Consider the following 19,770-nt stretch of genomic DNA (forward strand, 5'->3'; position numbering starts at 1 on the left):
GGCTCAACCACTACAACCTGGAACGACCCCACCTCGGCATCGGCGGCCTACGACCCATCGACCGAATCAACAACGCAACGGGTCAGTACACCTAGAGCGCGGCCAACCGCTCGGCGAGGTCCGGCCCGTCCTTCTCGACGTCGAACGTGAAGTCCGAGTAGTAGGCGCTTCTCGACCAGGTACGTTTCCGCGGGACGTCAGCCGGGCAGTAGTAGTAGTGAAGGCTCCCCCCCTGGGCAGCGGCGATGAGGTATTCATTCATCGCGTCGTAGCCCTCGGGCGAGATCACGAACCGAGGGATATCGTCGCGCGCGAAGATCGAGGAGAGCATGCCGCTGCCTCCGTATCCAGCGATAGCCTCGGCCCCGGCGAAGAGCGCCGCCTGGTCAGGGATGCTCAACCGCTCGGGGAACACCTTGACGAAACCGTGCCTGGCGAAGAGCGCCTCGACCTCACGACCGTTGTGGCACTGCCGCGTGAGAGTCTCGGCCCGGCCGACGAAGAACCGGCGCGGCAGGTCCTGGCTGCTCGACCGCGTCAGCAGGCTGTCACGGAGATCGTGCCAGGTCCCGCGGATGTGGGGATGTACAACGCTCGGGTTCGAGAAGAGGGGGGTGACGCTCACGAGGCGCTCGACCCGGCGGGGTCGATCGAGCACCTCGATCCTGTCTTCGCCGATCCCGTAGGCGTCGAGCATGTCGACGAACCACCTCGGGAGCGTCGACGTGCCGTCGGACGGCGACACGAGGGCCTTGAGGTCGGGATGCTCGTCCAGGGCATCCCGCCAGCCCCAGAGCTTCGAGACCACCTCGGTAACGAGATGCCCGAAGACCTTCGAGACCTCGCTGTCCAGGTCGTAGTAGGTGCCAGCGAGGGGCTCGAGTTCGCCCATGCCACCCCGGAGCTGCACATACCGAGGGCTTGTGTCGAGGAGCTGATCCGACCGGATACGCGCATGACGATACAGACGAAATGTCTCGGGCAGGGCCAAGCCGTCGTGGACCCGCAGAAGCCGCGGCGCTGCTGCGACTCCTGCGTAGGTCCGCACGCGCCGCTCGGGAACCTGGATCGACCCGACGAAGTGTCGCCCTAGGTCGGGACGGTTGGTTGTCACGTTCACCCTGGTCTGGAAGTCGAAGGACTCCTCGACCCGACGTTCCTCGAGCCACCCCCCGCGCCGTCCGCGAACAATCGGCTCGAGGGGCGTGTCCTCGCGCACCTTGGCCAGGTGCTCGCCCTCCTTCGTCAGGAGCAGAAGTCTCGGGTAGAAGACGGACGCACGCATCGCCGCCGCGAGCGCTTCCGCGTCGCCACGAGGCGGGGTGTCGACCAAACTGAGGTCGACCTTGACTCGCTGGATCCGCTGCACCAAGCCGAGCACATCCTCGCCGGGGATGTCGACCATGGAATCGATCGTCAGTCCGTGGAGGTCCTCGACCGCGTACACGCCGCCGTCGGCCACCGCGAAGAGGCACTCGCGCAGCAGGCGCCTCTTCTCCGACTTCAGGTGGCGCCCGTCGTCGACGAGCAGGTCGATGTCGGCGATGCCCGCCAGCGCGTCGAGGACCCCGTCGACGTCCTCCACCGGCTGCACACGCAACGTCGCCGGGTCGCCGGGTCGCACGGCACCGGGCACGAAGCTCAGGACGTGCACGTCGGCCTGCGGATAGCGTCGGGCGAACGCGAGGCCGGTGGCCCGCGGGTGCCGACCCGCGACGACGACGATCGAGCGCGGCGACCTGCCCAGGTCCTCCAGGGCGGACTCGTAGTGCCTGAGGTGGTCGTGCCCGAGCGACGACTGGTCGAGGTCGAGCGCTCGACCGATCTCGTCGAGCGAAGGGGGCTTCGTCGGCACGGTCGGGCGCGACACGACCCTGCGCAGTGCCGCAGCGAGCCGGGTCACGCGGTGCGCTCGAATCGGCTCGGCAGGGGGAAGAGCTCGTCGAGCAGGTCGACCATGGATCGCTCCTTCGGTGATCCGACGGTGCCGTCGGTGTCGTTCAGGCAGAACACGTCGACGTCGCGGAGGCGGCGCAGGCGGTTGAAGGTCAGGACGGCCTCGGGGCGCGCGATGTCCTGGTAGACGTACGAGACGTCCCCCGGGACGGCCCGAGCCGTCGCGTAGGCGTAGTAGTGGTGGAGCGCCGAGGCGATCGAGTGGTCCTCCGGGTGACGGAACCTCGACGCGGAGGCGGCCTCGAAGATCTCCGGGAACCTCTCCTCCATCTCGTCCAGCACTGCCCTGCTCTGAGGGTGAGGGGTGTGCTTGAACTTCTGCGTGATGGTCCGTCCGAACGTCCGCTCGACGAGCTCTCGGTTCTGCTTGGCAGCCGACAGCACGGGCAGGTCTCGTGGGCCGGGCGGGTCCAGGTCGAGGACCGCGGTCGAGAGGAAGAACCGGGTCAGGCCGTCCCCCTCGAAGAAGAGCTCCGGTGACGTGGGACGCCCGAAGAAGATGTCGTCGTTCATGTACAGGTAGCGGTCCGACAAGCCGTCGATGTGATGGAGCTGGGACTCGATCGCATGCGAGTTGAAGACCGGGAGCCTGGTCGGGTCCGTGAAGATCTCCCGGTGGTCGACGACGCGCACGCGCGGGTTCGACGTGTCGAGCCAGGCGGGCACCTGCCGGTCCGTGACGATGTAGACGTTGCGGACCCAGCTCGCGTACATCTCGACCGACCGCAACGAGTACCTCAGCTCGTCCCGCGACGCGAAGCGCGAGTCCGACACCGCCGTCTCGTTGAGCTGCCCGGCCCCGACGCCGTGGAGCGCCCGGTCCTTCCGTGCGAGCCACTCGGGGTCGGCGCCGTCGACCCAGGTGTAGACGAGGTCGACGGGCCCCGCGACGTCCCCGAGCCGGGCCAGCTGCGAACCCGGCCACCGTCCGGGCGAGCTCTGAGCGGCGGCCCACCTGCTCGGCGTGAGGTACCGGACGACCGTGTTGCCCTCGGGAGCGATCCGGGTGCCCTCCACGTGCTCGCCACCGTCGGCACGGGCGAGGCCCGTGCTCGCGAGCTTCCACCCCTCGACGACGACCGCGGACGCGGCGTCGGTCAGGTCCCTGCCCGACGGGGCGCTCAGGACCCGGAACAGCGACAGCCTGCGGAGAGGTTCGCGAACGGACGTCCTGCGCAGGACCTTGGCCGCGTCGACCGTACCGCCGTCGGGCCCGACGGCCCGCCACGTCCCCGAGGAGACGAGCGTGCCCAGGGCCGAGAGCACGGCACCCGCGCTCTCCGCGGGCACGGCGATCTTCCGGTCGACCCCTCGGTGGTGCGGCAGCACGACGTGCTCGACGCCCGCGGCGACGAGAGCGGCGCTCACGAGTGCGACGTTCTCCTCGACCACCTCCCGGTGGTCGAAGCGGTCGACGACCTGCGACGCCCCGCCGCGGCCGGCGGCACGCACCTGCCACGTGAGCTCGCCGTGCAGCAGCCGCGAGAGGAAGAGCCGGGTCGAGATGGGGAGACGGTGCCCGATCGCGGTCCGAAGACTCATTCGATGAACTCGTTCGCGCGCACGAGGTCTTCCGAGAAGTCGATCTCGACCGCGTACAGGTCGCTGATGTCCACCGGGACGAACCTGAGGCCGTCGGCCGCGATCGCGACCTCGATGCCCCGCTCGAAATAGTCCGTGTCGTCGGCCTCGTCGAGGCGCGCGATCAGCGCCGCCTTCCCCGACGACGCGACGAAGTTGATGCCGACGGCCTCGCCCAGCCCGTCCACGACCTGCTTGGAGAGCTGAGCGACCCCGCCGGCCCCGTCGACCGTGTACTTGACCTCCTCGTCGCCCACCTGGGCCGTGTTCACGCACACGAACGAGGTCTGCTGCTCGACCAGCGGGATGACACGGCGGAGCACGTCCGGATGGAAGACGACGTCGCCGTTCATCCAGAGGACCGGTCGGCTGCCCGTGGCCTTCATGGCCTTGAGCAGGCTCTTCGACGTGTTGGTCCGGTCGTAGACCTCGTTGTAGGCGAAGGCCACGTCGGGGGCGGCCTCCATGAGGAGCTCGTGCTTGAACCCCACGACCAGCATGACCTGGGCGTCGGGTCCGAACGCCATGCGCACGTTCTCGAGCTGCTGCGCGAGGATCGTCCGACCGTCCCGCAGCGGGGTCAGCGGCTTGGGGGCTGCGCCGCCGAGCCTCGTCCCCATGCCTGCGGCGAGGACGACGACCTGGAGGTCGTCGCGCTCGGAGGGCGCCGTCAACGGCCTGCCCTCGCCAGGGCGATGCGATCCATCTCCTGGTCGCGGACCTCGATGAGGTGGTCGCAGGCCTCGACGAAGCGACGCGTCGAGGCTCCGGGAGTGATGTCACCGAGGTAGTACTCGGTGAGGCGCGCCCGCTCCGCCACGAGCGGGTCGTTCTCGAGCTGCTGCGTCAGCAGGTCCACGGCCGCGTCGACGTCCTGTGCCTCGAGCGAGGGCACGAGTTCCGTCAGGGGGGTGCGCGCGATGAGCGCTTCCTCTCCGACGGGCCGCGTGACGACGAGCGGCTTCCCCGACGGGAGCCAGTCCATGGCGACGCCTGAGACGTCGCACACCAGGACGTCCCCGGAGGCGAACGACGTGGCGACCTCGACGCCCACGTCGACGCGGTGCCCAGCGGTGGGCGACGCGTCGGCGGCAGCCTCGATCAGGGCCCGGATCGCACGGTCGGCGTCCCCGTAGGTCGACAGCCGGACCCCCGTGAGCGGGTGGGGGCGGTAGACGACGCGGTAGCGACCGTCCTCGAGCAGCGCGCGGACCAGCCCGGGGCCGTGCGACTCGACCGAGCCGTACGCCGCCGAGGGTTGCGCACCCTCCCACGTCGGGGCGTAGAGGACCGTCCTGCGAGAGCTGGTCTCGGCAGCGGCCATGACCGCCTGACGCTGCAGCGTCTGCTCGTCGACCTGAGGCCTCCCGACGGCGATGCACCGGCTCGCGGCGTCGTACAACGCCGAGTACGTGGCCATCCTGTCGATCGCGGCCTGGCCGGCGACGAAGGAGAAGTCGTAGGCCTTGGTCTGGTTGGAGACGGTGACCGTCTTGTCGCTGTCGCCGTGCATCAACGAGACGTGCACCAGCTGCCCGAACCGCAGGTTGGAGAAGTTCTCCGGGTTGTGGTTGACGTACAGGGCGAGCTTGACGGAGCTCCTGGACAGGAGGTCGTCGATCGTCGTGTAGCGGGCGACCACGATCACCGGGAGGTTGACCTTGGCACGGACGGCGCGTGCGGTCCGTGAGTCCTTGAGGACGATGACCACGGGGTGCTTCGCGTCGAGCGCCCGGAAGGTCGGGTACCACTGCTCGATCTGGTACAGGGCGTCCGGCGTGTCGGCGAAGTAGACCATGACGGTCTGCTCGAGCGTCGTCCCCAACAGCTCGTCGTCCTGTCCCAGGCCGTCGGGCATCCCTCCGGGGAGCAGTGCCAACCTGCGGACGATCTTTCCGCCGGCTCGTCGGACGGTGCGGCGAAGGCTCGTTCCTCGCGCCTTGGTGACCATGTCATTCCTTCGCTGGGGGTGCTGTCCGCAGGACGATGTACGGGAAGATGGTACCGACAGTCCGGTATTTCTCAGTGGCCCGAGGCCTGCTCGCCACGCGCCGCGTCACGTTCCCGGTGCTTGGCACGGATGAACTCCGCGTAGGCAGCCGTCACGTCGCCGACCGGCCCGTCCATGACGAGTCGCCCGTGGTCGAGCCACATCGCGCGCGTGCACATGCTCGCGACGGTGGCGATCGAGTGGCTCACGAGGAAGACCGTCGAGGCGTGGTCGCGGATCGCGTCCATGCGTTCCTTGCTCCGCTGCCGGAAGTCGGCGTCCCCCGTCGCGAGGGCCTCGTCGATCATGAGGATGTCCGGGGTCGCCGCGGCCGAGATCGCGAACCGGAGCCGTGCCGCCATCCCCGAGGAGTAGGTGCGCATCGGGAGGTACACGGAGTCGCCGATGCCCGAGAACTCGACGATGTCGTCGAACCGGGCGTTCACCTCCTTGGGGCTCAGCCCCATGGCCAGGCCGCCCACCATGATGTTGCGCTCGCCGCTGAGCTGGCTCATCAGGACGGCGTTGACACCGAGGAGCGACGGCGCGCCCACCGAGTACACCGACCCTCCGCTCGAGGGCACCAGGCCGGCGATCGCACGGAGCAGCGTGCTCTTGCCTGAGCCGTTGATCCCGAGGATCCCGATGGCCTCGCCCTGTCGCGCGACGAAGGACACGTTGCGGATGGCCTTGACCTCGTGCACCGCGCCGACGTGCTGGCGTCCCCGTCCCACGACGCGACGCAGGAGCGATCCCGCCGTCTCTGTGGGAGCGTGGCCCCCTCCGACGATCCGATAGGTGACCGAGAGATCGTCGACCACGAGCGACGGCTCGCCGACCTCCTTCTGCGTCGCGACCTGGTCGAGGTCCTCGGCATCGACCTCGAAATCGATCTCGTCAGTCACGTCCGTACCTCTCCTCTCCTCGCCAGAAGTACGTGAACCCGCCGACGAGCGCCACGAGCGCCCATCCGGCCCCGACGATCCACGTCACGGGGTCGGTCGTGATCGAGGGTTCGTTCAGGATCGCGGAACGCGCCAGGTCGAGGTACACGGCCACCGGCTGGTAGGTCAGGATCGCATACAGTGCTGGCGAGCTCTCCGACGAGACGTAGCTGTCGATGCTGAAGATGACGCCCGAGCCGTACATCACGAACCGCATGACGAACGGGATCACGTTCGCGACGTCGGGAGCGACGGCCACGAGGCGGCCGGCGATGAACGCGCAGCCTGTGCTGAACACCCACAGGAGGCCGACGGCCGGGGCGAGGAGCAGCCATCTCCATCCCAGGGGGACGGCTCCCATCCCCGGGACGAGCTGGCTCACCAGGACGACCACGCACATCACCACGAGCGCGGGCAGGAGGGTGGCCAGCTGCGCGAGGACCCCGGCGACTGGCAGCACGGCGCGGGGGAAGCGCAGCGACCGGACGAGGCTCGCGTTGCCCGTGATGGACCGGCTGCCCGCGCTGACGGACGCGTCGAAGAAGCGGAAGATGAACGTTCCCACGACGATGAACGCGATGACGTTCTCGGTGCCGGCGCGCGCCCCCATCAGGAACCCGAAGATCGCGATGTACACGATCGCGTTGAGCAACGGGTTGAGGATCGTCCAGAGCTGCCCGAGGTACGTCGTCTGGTTCTCGGCGTACGCCTTCGAGGTGGCGAGCACGCGGATGAAGGCCCGCTTGCCCCAGAGGTCGCGGACATAGGTCCTCAGAGGCGGTCTGGTGCCGACGGGCGCGAGCCCGTGCAGCGCCGCGTACCGGGGTGCGTCCGCCAAGCGGTTCTCCAACGGTGGCGGCACGAGCGCAGCCGAGGTCGGGCCCGCATCGGACCGGGTGGAACCCGACGGTGGAACGGTCATAGGACGTGCATTTCCTCTTCTGCTGTCGTCCAGCTCGTCATCGACCGTCGAGGACGGTGGAAGGTCTCGTCAGTGGGGCTGGGCGGTGAGGGGTCGGGCTTCCGCCTCGAGGAGGACGGGGATCCCGTCACGCACGGGGTAGGCCAGCGGTCGGTCGGGGTCCGTCGACCAGAGCTCCGGTCCCTGGTCCGGCCCGGTCCCGTCGACGAGCGTCGCGCCCGTCACGGGGCAGCGCAAGGACTCTCGCACCCACGCGTCGATCTGCACGCCCATGGCGTTCTCCTTCGGGTAGTGATCCGCGGTCCGGCCGCAGGCCGGTGCCAGTCTAGGCGCTCCGGGGAGCAGCACCGGCGCGCGGTGGCCGGATCCGGCAAGGCCTGCGGGTGGCGCGGTCGCGGGACGAGCGGTCCCGGGCGCACCGACGGCGGGTCGGGCGCCACGGGCCGGGCGTCGTCGAGACGGGCGCTCCTCCGCGCTCAGCCCTCGCGCACGAGCGACAGGACGTCGTCGCGCACCTTCTCCATGATGTCCTCGTCGGCGGCCTCGACGTTGAGCCGCAGGAGCGGCTCCGTGTTGGACGCACGCAGGTTGAACCACCACTGCGGGTGGGAGTCCCAGTGGGAGACCGTGAGGCCGTCGAGCTCGTCGACCTCGACCGGCCCGGCGCCCTGCTCGGTCACGTAGGCCTGGACCACGCGGGCGCGGGCGGCCGGGACGTCCTCGACCTCGGAGTTGATCTCCCCGCTCGCGGAGTAGGGCTCGTAGACCTCGCCGAGCGCCGACAGGGGGTGCTGCTGGCCGCCCAGGGCTGCGAGCACGTGCATGGCCGCCAGCATGCCCGTGTCGGCGAAGAAGAAGTCGCGGAAGTAGTAGTGGGCGCTGTGCTCGCCGCCGAACACCGCGTCGTGGTCGGCCATCTGCGCCTTGATGAAGGAGTGCCCCACGCGCGTCCGCACGACCTTCGCCCCCGCGGCGGACATGAAGTCCGGGACGGCGCGCGAGGTGATGAGGTTGTGGATGATCGTCGGGACGCGACCGGCGGCGAGCTCACGCTCGACCTCCCGCAGCCCCACGAGGGCGGTGATCGCGGACGGGGAGACGGGGTCGCCGTGCTCGTCGATCACGAAGCAGCGGTCGGCGTCGCCGTCGAACGCGAGCCCCAGGTCCGCGTCGTGCTCGACGACCGCGGCCTGCAGGTCCACCAGGTTCTTGGGGTCGAGCGGGTTGGCCTCGTGGTTCGGGAACGTCCCGTCCAGCTCGAAGTACAGGGGGACGATGTCGAGCGGCAGGGCCTCGAGCCCGGCCGCGGTCCCCAGCACGGCGGGGGCCGTGAGGCCGCCCATCCCGTTGCCCGCGTCGATCACGACCTTGAGGGGCCGGATGCCCCGCAGGTCGACGAGCGAGCGCAGGAACGCCGCGTAGTCCGCGAGCATGTCGCGCTCGGTGATCTCCCCGCGGTCGGCGACGGGTGCGGGGAGCTCGCCGTCGAGGTACTCCTGCGCCAGGTCGCGCACCGTGACGAGCCCGGAGTCCTGGCCCACGGGGCGGGCGCCCGCACGGCACAGCTTGATGCCGTTGTAGCGCGCGGGGTTGTGCGAGGCCGTGAACATCGCGCCCGGGACGCCCAGCGCACCCGACGCGTAGTAGAGCCCGTCGGTCGAGCACTGCCCGATCAGCAGCACGTCCACGCCGGCGTCGGCGAGCCCCTGGGCGAACGCGTCGACCAGTCCGGGTCCGCTGTCGCGCATGTCCCGCCCGACGGCGACGCGCGGGCGGGCGCCCGGCTCGCCCTCCGTCGCGGTCGCCTCGGGCAGCGCGACGACGCGTGCGAACGCCGCGCCGATCGCGCGGGCGACCTGCGGGTCGAGCTGGTCCGGGACCGTACCGCGGACGTCGTAGGCCTTGATGAGCTGGGTCAGGTCGATGGGCACGGTCTCAGCGTAGCCGCGTCGGCGGCCACGAGGACGCCGACGTCTGCCCTCGGGCTACTGCCCGGTGCGGGCGTAGCGCTCCTCGGTCGAGACCTTGGCAGGGCGCCACCACGCCTCGTTGGCGCGGTACCAGTCGACGGTCGAGGCCAGGCCGGCCGCGAGGTCGGTGAACCGGGGCTCCCACCCGAGCTCGGTGCGCAGCCGCGTCGAGTCGATCGCGTAGCGCAGGTCGTGCCCCGCGCGGTCGGCCACGAACTCGATCTCGTCCGCGCCGCGTCCGAAGATCGCGAGGAGGTCGCGGACCACGTCGAGGTTGGACCGTTCCCCGTCGGCGCCGATCAGGTAGGTCTCCCCCGGGGTGCCACGCTCGATGATGGTCCAGACGGCCTCGTTGTGGTCGTCCACGTGGATCCAGTCGCGCACGTTGAGACCGGCCCCGTAGACGCGCGGCGCCCGACCCTCGATGAGCTCGGTGATCTGGCGCGGGATGAACTTCTCGACGTGCTGGAACGGGCCGTAGTTGTTCGAGCAGTTCGAGATCGTGGCGTGCACGCCGAACGACCGCACCCAGGCCCGGACGAGGAGGTCGCTCGACGCCTTGGTGGCCGAGTACGGCGACGACGGCTCGTACGCCGTGGTCTCGGTGAAGCGGTTCGGGTCGTCCAGCGCGAGGTCGCCGTAGACCTCGTCGGTCGAGACGTGGTGCAACCGGGTGCCGTGCCGTCGCACGGCCTCGAGCAGCGTGAACGTGCCCACCACGTTGGTCCGGACGAAGGGCGACGGGTCGACGAGCGAGTTGTCGTTGTGCGACTCGGCGGCGAAGTGCACCACCACGTCGGCACGCGAGACCAGGTCGTCGACGAGGTCGGCGTCGGCGACGTCCCCCCGGACGAACGTGACGTCGTCGGACACGCTCGCCAGCGACGACAGGTCACCCGCGTACGTGAGGGCGTCGAGGACCGTGACCTGCGCGTCGGGGCGCCGGGCGACGGTCGACCTGACGAAACTCGAGCCGATGAAGCCCGCACCACCCGTCACCAGGACACGCACGAGGACCTCCAGGGTGGGCAGTCGGTGCCCGCGGGAGCGGGGCAGGACCACGCGGTCCCGTCGCGGGCCAGCCTAACCGGAGCCGCGGCCCGTCCTCGGGCAACCAGGCGATTTCACCCGCCAACGGGTGCACTCCGGCAAGGAGGCATGGGACTCTTCCGGGATGAAGGGGATCATTCTCGCCGGTGGATCGGGCACACGGCTGCACCCGATCACGCTCGGCACCAGCAAGCAGCTCCTGCCCGTGTACGACAAGCCCATGATCTACTACCCGCTCTCGACGCTCATGCTCGCGGGGATCACGGAGGTCCTCGTGATCACGACCCCGCACGAGGCCGAGCCGTTCCGGCGCCTCCTCGGCGACGGGTCGCAGTTCGGCATCTCGATCAGCTTCGCCGTCCAGCCGAGTCCCGACGGGCTCGCGCAGGCTCTCGTGATCGGCGCGGACTTCCTCGACGGGCAGCCGGTGGGCCTGGTGCTGGGCGACAACATCTTCTACGGGCCCGGCCTCGGCGACCAGCTCCAGCGGTTCGGCCAGGTCGACGGGGGCGCCATCTTCGCGTACCACGTGGCCGACCCGTCGGCCTACGGGGTCGTCGAGTTCGACGCCGACGGCCGTGCGGTCTCCCTCGTCGAGAAGCCCACCGCGCCGCGGAGCCACTTCGCGGTGCCGGGACTGTACTTCTACGACGCCGACGCCGTCTCGATCGCCGCCGGTCTGCGCCCCTCGGCGCGGGGGGAGTACGAGATCACCGACGTCAACCGGCACTACCTGGAGCAGGGCCGGCTCCACGTCGAGGTCCTGCCCCGCGGCACGGCCTGGCTCGACACCGGGACGTTCGACGCGCTCAACGACGCCGGCGACTACGTCCGGGCGATCGAGCAGCGCCAGGGGCTCAAGGTCGGGGCGCCCGAGGAGATCGCGTGGCGTCGAGGGCTCCTCTCCGACGACGACCTCGCGGCCCGCGGGCGGGCGCTCGAGAAGTCCGGCTACGGCCGCTACCTCCTGGACCTCCTCGCCGACCGGTGACGCCCCGCGCTCAGGAGGCGGTCAGGACCTCCGCAGCCGCCACCCGCCACCGGTCGCGCCAGTCCGCGATCGGCGCGATCCCCGACCGCTCGAGGTCGTCGTGGGCGAGCACCGACCATGCGGGCCGGGCCGCGGGGCGCGGGAACTCGCCGCTCGTGCAGGGGCGCACCCGGCCGTCGGGAAGCCCCGCCGAGCGCGCGACCTCCGCGGCGAACTCGAACCAGGAAGCCTTCCCGCTCGACGTCCCGTGATACGTGCCCGACGGAGCGCCGGCGTCGACGAGCCGAACCACGAGGTCCGCGAGGTCTCGTGTCCAGGTGGGCTGTCCGACCTGGTCGTCGACGACGTCCACGCGCTCCCGGTCCGCGGCGAGCGCCGCGATGGTGCGCGGGAAGCATCGTCCGTGGCGCCCGTACAGCCACCCCGTCCGGACGATCAGGTGGTCGTCGTGCGCGGCGCGGACGGCGCGCTCGCCCTGCTCCTTGGTCCGGCCGTAGGCGCTGCGGGGCGCGGTCGGCGCCGTCGTCGGGATCGGTCCGTCCTCCCGGGTGGACGCGCCGAACACGTAGTCCGTCGAGACGTGCACGAGGCGGGCGCCGACCTCGCGCGCGGCCGCCGCGAGCACCCCGGGAGCGGTGGCGTTGACGTCGGCCGCCCGGGCCTCGTCCGTCTCGGCCGCGTCGACGGCCGTGTAGGCCGCGCAGTTCACGATCACGTCGGCACCCTGGGAAGCACGCAGCACCGCCGCGGCGTCGGTGACGTCGAGCTCGTCCCGCGTGTACGCGACGACGTCGTCCTCCTCGCGGCCGGCGAGCCGCCCCACGAGCTCGGCGCCGAGCATCCCTCGCGCCCCCGTCACCACCCAGCGCACACGTGCCCCTCTCGATCCGTGGTCAGGCACGTCGACGACGTACCCTCGACGACGGACTACTCCGACGTCATCCTGCGGCCCGCCACCGGGCCGCGCCTGCCGAAAGGTTACCTGTGCTCGTACAAGAACTGACCGTCCCTGGTGCGTGGAGCCTGACTCCTGCACAGCACCGCGACGACCGCGGGTACTTCCTCGAGTGGTTCACCTCGGGTTCCTTCCAGGAGGCCACGGGCCACACCTTCGGGCTCGCCCAGGCCAACCTGTCGGTCTCGGACGCCGGTGTCCTGCGCGGCGTGCACTACGCGGACGTCCCCCCGGGGCAGGCCAAGTACGTGACGTGCCCGCGCGGAGCGGTGCTCGACGTGGTCGTCGACCTGCGCACGGGTTCGCCCACGTTCGGGCAGCACGACACGGTCCTGCTCGACGACGTCGACCACCGCGCGGTCTACCTCTCGGAGGGCCTCGGGCACGCCTTCATGTCGCTCGAGGACGGGTCGACCGTGATGTACCTGTGCTCCACGGGCTACGCACCGGACCGGGAGCACGGGATCGATCCCCTCGACCCGCTGCTCGACATCTCGTGGCCGACACTCGATCGCGCCGGGCAGCCGCTGACGCCGATCCTGTCGCCCAAGGACGAGCAGGCCCCCGGTCTGTCCGCCGCGCTCCGTGCCGGCGCGCTCCCCCGGTGGGAGACCACGCAGGCCTGGGTGGCCGCACTGCGCACCACCTGAGCGACGTCAGTCGCCCTCGGCGCGCAGCACGCGGAGGTGACCCCGACGGGCGACCTCCGTGACGGCGTCGGGCTCCGGGCCCGGGCGCGGACGACCCGCCTCGCGGACCGCCTCCGCGAGCGCCGAGAGGTCGTCGGCGCTCGGGCCGGTCTCGACGAAGTGCTGCGCGAGGCGCACGACCTCCCACCCGCGGGGCGCCGTGAGGCGTTCGGCGTGCTCGGCGCACAGGTCGTAGCTGTGGGGCTCGGCCAGGTGGGCCAGGGGCCCGAGCACGGCGGTCGAGTCCGCATAGACGTAGGTGAGGGTCGCCACCGAGGCACGGGTGCATGCGGTGCGCGAGCACTGTCTGACGGATCTCACGGGCTGACACTACGCCCTGAGCGGTGGTCACGGTGCCATACACGCCGTGCAGGTCGCCCGCAACGGGACGGGCGCGGGGTCCGGACACCCGTGCCCGGGTCCTCTAGGCTCGGAGACGTGCCCGGTCACTCGCCCTCCCCCGCCCCCCACGGCTCCCGTCGCCGCCCCGAGCGCGCCTCGACGGACGCCCCGGCGCCGCTCGTCGCGTCGTTGCGCATCCCGCCGCGCGGGCCCGACCTCAACGACGTCGGACCGCACCCCCGCCGGCGGGACCGCCGGGGCCGCGGCATCCGGGGCCCGCTGCTCCCGCCGTCGGCCCCCGCGAACCGGACCCGTGGCGAGAAGTTCGACGAGCACGTGATCGCGACGATCAGCCTGCTCGAGCGCGCATGGTCGCGCCAGCTCCACGGCACCGAGTTCGCGGTCGAGGACGTCCCGCCCTCCGACCCGGCCCCGTGGGAGGACGCCGGGGTGCCGCTGGGTCGCTACTTCCCGGCCGACGCAGGTCAGCCGGCCCGCATCGTCGTCTACCGTCGCCCCGTCGAGTCCCGGGCCTTCGACGACGACGACCTGGCCGACCTGGTGCGCGACGTCGTCGTCGAGCAGGTCGCGCACATGCTCGCGCGCACCCCCGAGGAGATCGACCCCCGGTACCAGGGCGGGCACTGAGGACTCAGCGGGGAAGCCCCGCGGTCCTCGTGGCGCGCACCTCCACCGTCCCCTGGCTCGCGGCAGGCGGGACCGGCAGGAGGACCGAGACCAACGTCCCGGGCGCGCCGTCACGAGCCCCCGACAGCGCGGGACCCGCGCTCGCGACGACCGACCACACCGGCACGGGCCCGTCCTGGCCGGGCCCCTCGGCCTCGTCCGTCGCGTCGAGCGTCAGGACGGCCGGCTCCTTCCCGTCACCGACCGTCCGCGCAGCGACGACAATCGTCGAGCCGGCCGGGACGTCGATCTCCCGCTCCCCGAGCAGGGCGCCGTCGGTCCCGTAGGCACGCAGGACGCCCCGGAAGCTCCCCGCGGGGTCCACCTCCTCGGAGCGCTCCACCGGCACCGCGCCGACACGGACCACGTTGGACGTGCCCGGCACGAGGGCGACCGTTCCCCGGTCGCGCGTCGCACCGGACGGTCCCGACGACGCAGGCTCCTCGTCGTCCTCGGGGGCCCCCAGCGCGGTCGCGGCGATCCAGGCCCGGTCGACCTGAGCATCCTCCGACAGCAGCTCCTCGGCAGGATCCCCCTCGCGCGACTCGACCGCGGCTGCCACGACCGGAACCGTCGCGTCCACCACGACCGTGTACGCCCCCGCCGGCAGCCCGCCGAGCGACTGGTCCGTCACCACACCGGGGGCCAGCTCGACCAGCTCGCCACCGCGGACCCGTACCCGTCCGTCCGCGCCGTAGACGGTCAAGGTCGCCGTGCCCGCCTCCGCACCGGGTGCGAGGAGCCTGACCTGCGGCGCGAGGTCGTCGTCGACCGCTTCTCCCGAGCTCGTGAAGCCCACCGCCAGACCACGGGCGGGAGCCGCACCCGGGACGACGTGGTCGATCCCGAGCGGCACCAGGCCCGCCAGGGTGCTGTGCTGGAGGTGGGCCGCGACCGTCCCTCCCGTCGACTCGACCCGTACCGTGAGCCGCCGCTGCTCGGGCGCGGCCGCCTCCACCAGCGTCACGACCTCCCCGCCGGGCGGCACCACGTACTGCCCACCGCCGCTAAGGACGACGGGGCCCCCGGGACCCCAGACGCTGAGCCGCACCGTCGCGGGTGTCCGACCAGGGTTCTGGAGCACGAGCTGCGCGCTGCTCCCCACCTCGGTGCTCCCGCCGACGAGCCACTGGTCGATGCCCGGGGCGGCGCAGCTCGCCGCCGCGAGCCCCCGCAGGTCGCCCGCGGTCGTGACCGACCCCACGGACGCCCCGACCCGGGTGTCGACCGGCATCCCCGCGCCGACCCGCAGGACCTGCCCCTCGGTCACGTCCGCCCACGAGACCACGGTGACGTCACCGTCCTGCTCGAGCGGGGCGGCGTCCAGCCCGTCGAGCCCCGTGAGCGTCACCGGCGTCCCCCCAGGCACGTCCGGGGCCTCTCCCGCCGCGACCAGCCCCGCGCGCAGCGCCGTCGTCGTCTCCACGGGGGCCGCCCCGAACTGCGCGTCCCCCACCTGCGTCGAGTCCGCCAGGCGGACGGGCGCCGGGCAGACGAGGACGCGCTCGGGGGTCGTCGCCTCGACCTGCTCGACGTCGGTCGCCGCCCCGGCGACGGTGCCGAAGCCGGCCGGCTGGCCGATCGCGGCGACCGCCCCCGTGAGAGCGACCGCGACCAGCCCGCCGCCGACCGTCGCGGCTCGCCGCAGCACGGAGCGGGGTCTCGATGTTCTGGTGGTCACGGGCACTACCTCGTTCCGGTCCGACGACGTCCCACCGGTACGGCGAGGAGCACGAAGATCAGCAGGGTCAGGCCGGCAGCCACGAGCCAGGGCAGCCGGTGGGCGGGCACGAAGTCGATGCGCACCGTGCCGCCGTCGGGGCCGAGGAGGAACGCCTGACGGCCCTCGACCTCGGCGCGCTCGAGCGCGCGGCCGTCCAACGTCGCGGTCCAGCCCGGGGCCGCGGTCTCGGCGAGCACGATCGCCCGCTCCGGACCGCCGGCCGCGACCCGGGTCGCGACCGACTTGTCCCGGGCAGGCAGGTATCCCTCGGCCACGACGGGCTCGTCCGCGTCCTCGGCCGTCCCGGCGGGCAGGCGGTCGACCACGCGCGCCCAGGCAGGCGCGTCGGACTCGTCGGGCCCCGGGGCCACCCGCCACAGCACCGACGACTGCCCCTCCGTCACGCGTTCGAGGCCCGGCACCATGTCCAGCCGCGCCACGAGCTCGGCGCGCTCGCGCCCGCTGTCGGCCGTGGCGCCGGCCGTCGTGACCGGGTCGGAGGGTACGGCGTCGGGGACCACTGCGTCGGTCTCCGAACCGTCCGGCGCGACCGGCGCCGGGAGGACGATCGCGCCGACCCCCAGGTCCGCGAGCTCCTTGGCGGCACCGGCCGAGCTCCCCGTCGCCATCCCGGCGACGATGGCGGGCAGGTCTGCCTGGGCGTAGGCGGGGTCGGTCATGGCCCGTCCCTGCACCACGCTCGACGCGTCGATCATCTGGGGCCCGTCGCCCCGGAGCATCGCGTACTCGAGCACGCCCTCGGGCGACAGGTCGAGCGACAGGACGCGCACCTCGCGCTCGGAGTCCTGCATCTGCTGCCCGACCTTCGCGACGACCGGTTCGGACACGACGACGAGCTCACCGACCGCCCCCGGCTGACCGGTCGCGGACAGCGTCCACGAGACGACGGACACGACGGGCACCGCGAGCCCGACCACTGCCAGCAGCGCGACCCCACCCAGGCGCCACCCGGCGGGCGCTCCACGGCGGTTCGTGCTCTCGTCGGCCGCCGGAGCGGCAGCTGCCGGACCGTCCGGCTCCACGGCCGGACCGACCCGACGGGGCGTGGACCGCAGCCCGGGCGCACCGAGCAGCGCGGCCCCCAGCAGCGCCAGGACGACGACCGAGACCGCCGCGCCGGGCCAGCCACGGACCGGCCCGTCCCCGGAGACGGCGACCTCGACCGCACCGGTCGTGACGGCCGCAGCCAGACCCAGCGCGGCGACGAACCAGGCGCAGGCCGCCCCGACAGCCCGAGCACGGAAGAGCGCGACCAGGGCGAGGACGACGATCAGCACCCCCGATGCCAGGGGCGCGAGGCGCGCGACCTGACCGAGCATCCCGTCCTCGAGACCGAACCAGGCGGCGTTCTCCTCCGGGGTGCCGAGGAGCTGCTGCCACGCCGGCGCCCCGTCCGACGCGAGGGGCACCCCGGGACTCGCCGCGAGGAGACGCCACCCACCGGCCGTCCAGGTCGTCGCCACGTGGTACCAGTACGGCGCGAGGAGCACGAGCGACGGGAGGAGCACCAGGAGCAGGTAGCGGCGGTGCTGGCGCGCGGCCACCGCCACCACGCCCAGCGCCACGACGACGACCGGGAACAGGACCGGTGCGCCGGAGACGGCGACGAGCAGGGCGAGCCCCGCGGCAGCCGCCGCGCCGACCGAACCCTGACGGCGACGGCGGAGCGCACCGCGCCCGTTCGGCAGCGCCGCGCCACGAGGCCGCAGCGCGGGCGCCAGCTCGTCGCGGGCATGCACCCCCAGCGCACGCAGGATCCCGAGCGCGACCCAGGGCAGCGCGGCGTGCGCGACGAGGGCACCCAGCCGCCCCTCGCCGAGAGCCGTCACGAACGACGGCGCGGCGATCCACACGAGCACGGCCCACGCTCGCAGCCAGACCGAGCGCGTCACGCCCCCTGCACCGAACCATGCCCCGGTTCCGGCGACCACGAACGACAGCACGACCAGGACGCCCACGGCCGGCTGCAACGCCCCGCCGCCGAGCACGGCCAGGGGCAGGAGGAACATCACGAACGGATCGGCCGGCGCGGCGGATCCCAACCCGTCCGCGACCCATCCGCCGGTCGCGGCCTGCCAGATGCCCGCCAGGTCGCCGCCGGCCGGCAGCAGCGCTCCCCCGACGAGACGTCCCCCGGCCGCGAGCGTCGCCAGGACGGAACCGAAGACCGCGGCCGTCAGCGCGAGCAGCCCGGCCACGAGCAGCGAGAGCATCGCCCGACGACGGCGCGCGAGCATCCGCAGCTCCGCCCGCTCGAGGTCCGTGGGCGCCGTCGAGGTCCGGTGCTCCTCCGCGTGGGCAAGCCGGTGGTCCCTGCGCTCGCCCAGCACGTCGCGCCACGTGCCCTGGAGGGGCGCCAGCGCACGGCGCGGCAGGACGCTCGTACGGCGCACCGACCTGCGCGACCGCGCCACCGCACGGACCCGGAGGATCGCCCAGAGCGGCGCCAGGAGCTCGTCCCGGGCCTGAGCCGGGCGCTTGATCGCGAGCCGGTACATGGCCTGGAACGGCGCCCACAGGATCATGGCGAGCACCGCGGGCACGAGCATCGGCGCGGCCACGCTCACGAGCCGGTAGTGCAGGTGGCTGCGCCTGCGCGCGCCGTAGGAGGCCTCGACGTCCGGGACACGGGCGTCGTCGGCCTCGCCCCGGGAGTCCTCCTCGCGCAGGTCGAGGAGCGACGCCTGCGCGTGGCGGACCACCGCGCGCGGCACCACCACGATCCGGTGCCCGGCCAGGCGTGCGCGCCGGCACAGGTCGAGCCCGTCACCGAACACCCCGTACTCCGGGTCCGTCCCGCCCAGCGTCGTCCAGACCGACGTACGCACCAGCGCTCCGGCGAGACCGACCGCGAAGACGTCCTCGCGCGCGTCGTGCTGGCCCTGGTCGATCTCGTGCTCGTCGATCCCGGTCATCCTGCGCCCGAGCGGGGAGATCGTGAAGCCGACCTCGAGCAGGAGCCCGTCGGAGTCGCCGTCGAGGTCCCAGCGCCGCTGCTTGGCACCCGCGATCGCCACGGCGGCGGAGTGCTCGACGGCGCGGAGCTGTTCGGCCAGCGCACCTGGCTCGGGGGCGGAGTCGTCGTGGAGGAGCCAGATCCAGGTCGGCGGAGCCTCGGTGCCACGGGAGGCGAGCGCGATGTCGACCGCCTGGCCGAAGGACCGCGCGTGGGGGGCGGCGAGGAACTTCGCCCCGCCGAGCTGGAGCTCGTGATACTCGCTCATGGCCTGCGACGCCGCGACGTCGACGACGACCACGGCATCGGGCACGACCGACTGGGAACGGACCGCCTCGAGCGTGTGCGGCAGGTAGCGCGTGCGCCCCTGGGTCACGACCACCGCGGTCACCGAGACGACCGCGGGCATCGATCCCGTCACCGCGGCCGCGACCTGCGGCGTCGCACCACGTGCGCGCTGCTGCGCCGCACCTGGCAGGTGGAAGGGACCGGTCACCGTGGTCGTGTCTGAAGAAGTCATCCTGGCCACATCATGACCCGCGCTCCGCGCAGATCGTGGGACCTCGACACGGCAGGTCGTCTGCCCGGGCTACAGTTCGCCCGCTCGCGGCAGCGAGGACCTGCCCCGGTCAGACCACCCGGCGCTTGAGCTTGCGACGCTCCCGCTCGGACAGACCGCCCCAGATCCCGAACCGCTCGTCGTGCTCGAGCGCGTACTCCAGGCACTCGGCCCTGACCTCGCACCCGGTGCAGACCTTCTTGGCCTCGCGGGTCGAGCCGCCCTTCTCGGGGAAGAACGCCTCGGGGTCCGTCTGCGCGCACAGCGCGCGCTCCTGCCACCCCATGAGCCCGTCGTCGACGACCTCGCCGAAGAGAGGCAGCACCGGTGCCACCGTCTCGACCGGTCGACCAGCATCCGAGGGAAAGCCCCCCAGATCATCACCCAGCACGTTCCACATGATGCGCCCCTTCATGCCGTTATTTGAAAACTGC

General features: G+C 72.2%; 17 protein-coding genes. 3 read left to right on the plus strand and 14 right to left on the minus strand.

Annotation, left to right across the window (positions count from 1 at the left end; genetic code table 11):
* Positions 1 to 91: 91 nt before the first annotated feature.
* The 9 genes from NHG27_RS11700 to rfbB form a co-directional block, all read right to left on the minus strand.
* On the minus strand, positions 92 to 1,585 hold the full coding sequence (locus NHG27_RS11700; protein ID WP_497016413.1) for a glycosyltransferase family 61 protein: 1,494 nt from the start codon (positions 1,583 to 1,585) through the stop codon (positions 92 to 94).
* A gap of 314 nt (positions 1,586 to 1,899) precedes the next feature.
* Positions 1,900 to 3,498 (minus strand): stealth family protein, encoded by a 1,599-nt coding sequence (locus tag NHG27_RS11705; RefSeq protein ID WP_497016414.1) that lies wholly within the window; start codon positions 3,496 to 3,498, stop codon positions 1,900 to 1,902.
* Complete coding sequence (locus NHG27_RS11710) at positions 3,495 to 4,211, minus strand: phosphocholine cytidylyltransferase family protein (protein WP_497016415.1); 717 nt, start codon at positions 4,209 to 4,211, stop codon at positions 3,495 to 3,497. Before NHG27_RS11710 ends, NHG27_RS11705 begins: the two co-directional genes overlap by 4 nt.
* Positions 4,208 to 5,416, minus strand: a complete 1,209-nt coding sequence (locus tag NHG27_RS11715; RefSeq protein ID WP_193718826.1) for a CDP-glycerol glycerophosphotransferase family protein — start codon at positions 5,414 to 5,416, stop codon at positions 4,208 to 4,210. Before NHG27_RS11715 ends, NHG27_RS11710 begins: the two co-directional genes overlap by 4 nt.
* A gap of 143 nt (positions 5,417 to 5,559) precedes the next feature.
* The gene (locus tag NHG27_RS11720; protein WP_497016416.1) at positions 5,560 to 6,432 is read right to left on the minus strand and encodes an ABC transporter ATP-binding protein; all 873 of its coding nucleotides are present in this window, start codon (positions 6,430 to 6,432) and stop codon (positions 5,560 to 5,562) included.
* Positions 6,425 to 7,309: an ABC transporter permease gene (locus NHG27_RS11725; protein ID WP_227748171.1), complete on the minus strand. Its 885-nt coding sequence runs from the start codon at positions 7,307 to 7,309 to the stop codon at positions 6,425 to 6,427. The genes NHG27_RS11720 and NHG27_RS11725 overlap by 8 nt, the downstream gene beginning before the upstream one ends.
* A gap of 153 nt (positions 7,310 to 7,462) precedes the next feature.
* Positions 7,463 to 7,666 carry a Trm112 family protein gene (locus tag NHG27_RS11730; protein ID WP_193718829.1) on the minus strand — a complete coding sequence of 68 codons (204 nt, stop codon included), beginning with the start codon at positions 7,664 to 7,666 and terminating at the stop codon, positions 7,463 to 7,465.
* Between the two features lie 203 nt (positions 7,667 to 7,869).
* Positions 7,870 to 9,324, minus strand: coding sequence for a phosphomannomutase/phosphoglucomutase (locus NHG27_RS11735; RefSeq protein WP_193718830.1), 1,455 nt, complete (start codon positions 9,322 to 9,324; stop codon positions 7,870 to 7,872).
* A 54-nt stretch (positions 9,325 to 9,378) separates the two neighbouring features.
* The gene (rfbB, locus tag NHG27_RS11740) at positions 9,379 to 10,374 is read right to left on the minus strand and encodes a dTDP-glucose 4,6-dehydratase (protein ID WP_193719012.1); all 996 of its coding nucleotides are present in this window, start codon (positions 10,372 to 10,374) and stop codon (positions 9,379 to 9,381) included.
* Between the two features lie 163 nt (positions 10,375 to 10,537).
* On the opposite strand from rfbB, the gene rfbA reads away from it, so the two are divergent.
* Entirely contained in the window at positions 10,538 to 11,404 is an 867-nt protein-coding gene (gene rfbA, locus NHG27_RS11745) for a glucose-1-phosphate thymidylyltransferase RfbA (RefSeq protein ID WP_193718831.1), read from the plus strand.
* Between the two features lie 10 nt (positions 11,405 to 11,414).
* Here rfbA and rfbD read toward each other — a convergent pair whose 3' ends face one another.
* Positions 11,415 to 12,275 (minus strand): dTDP-4-dehydrorhamnose reductase, encoded by an 861-nt coding sequence (rfbD, locus tag NHG27_RS11750; protein ID WP_497016417.1) that lies wholly within the window; start codon positions 12,273 to 12,275, stop codon positions 11,415 to 11,417.
* Positions 12,276 to 12,388: 113 nt separating this feature from the next.
* Between rfbD and NHG27_RS11755 the strand changes: the two genes are divergently transcribed.
* On the plus strand, positions 12,389 to 13,009 hold the full coding sequence (locus tag NHG27_RS11755; protein WP_193718833.1) for a dTDP-4-dehydrorhamnose 3,5-epimerase family protein: 621 nt from the start codon (positions 12,389 to 12,391) through the stop codon (positions 13,007 to 13,009).
* A 6-nt stretch (positions 13,010 to 13,015) separates the two neighbouring features.
* Here the strand turns inward: NHG27_RS11755 and NHG27_RS11760 are convergent, their stop codons facing one another.
* Complete coding sequence (locus NHG27_RS11760) at positions 13,016 to 13,369, minus strand: DUF3499 domain-containing protein (protein WP_193718834.1); 354 nt, start codon at positions 13,367 to 13,369, stop codon at positions 13,016 to 13,018.
* A gap of 117 nt (positions 13,370 to 13,486) precedes the next feature.
* On the opposite strand from NHG27_RS11760, the gene NHG27_RS11765 reads away from it, so the two are divergent.
* Positions 13,487 to 14,038, plus strand: a complete 552-nt coding sequence (locus tag NHG27_RS11765; RefSeq protein ID WP_497016418.1) for a metallopeptidase family protein — start codon at positions 13,487 to 13,489, stop codon at positions 14,036 to 14,038.
* A gap of 4 nt (positions 14,039 to 14,042) precedes the next feature.
* On the opposite strand, the gene NHG27_RS11770 is transcribed toward NHG27_RS11765, so the two are convergent.
* The 3 genes from NHG27_RS11770 to NHG27_RS11780 all read right to left on the minus strand — a co-directional run bounded on the left by NHG27_RS11770 (position 14,043) and on the right by NHG27_RS11780 (position 19,736).
* Positions 14,043 to 15,758 carry a DUF5719 family protein gene (locus NHG27_RS11770; RefSeq protein WP_497016419.1) on the minus strand — a complete coding sequence of 572 codons (1,716 nt, stop codon included), beginning with the start codon at positions 15,756 to 15,758 and terminating at the stop codon, positions 14,043 to 14,045.
* Between the two features lie 5 nt (positions 15,759 to 15,763).
* Positions 15,764 to 19,297 carry a glycosyltransferase gene (locus NHG27_RS11775; protein ID WP_497016420.1) on the minus strand — a complete coding sequence of 1,178 codons (3,534 nt, stop codon included), beginning with the start codon at positions 19,295 to 19,297 and terminating at the stop codon, positions 15,764 to 15,766.
* Between the two features lie 109 nt (positions 19,298 to 19,406).
* Positions 19,407 to 19,736 carry a WhiB family transcriptional regulator gene (locus tag NHG27_RS11780; RefSeq protein ID WP_497016441.1) on the minus strand — a complete coding sequence of 110 codons (330 nt, stop codon included), beginning with the start codon at positions 19,734 to 19,736 and terminating at the stop codon, positions 19,407 to 19,409.
* Positions 19,737 to 19,770 lie beyond the last annotated feature (34 nt).

The sequence above is a fragment of the Oerskovia sp. 140933 genome (assembly GCF_059651515.1).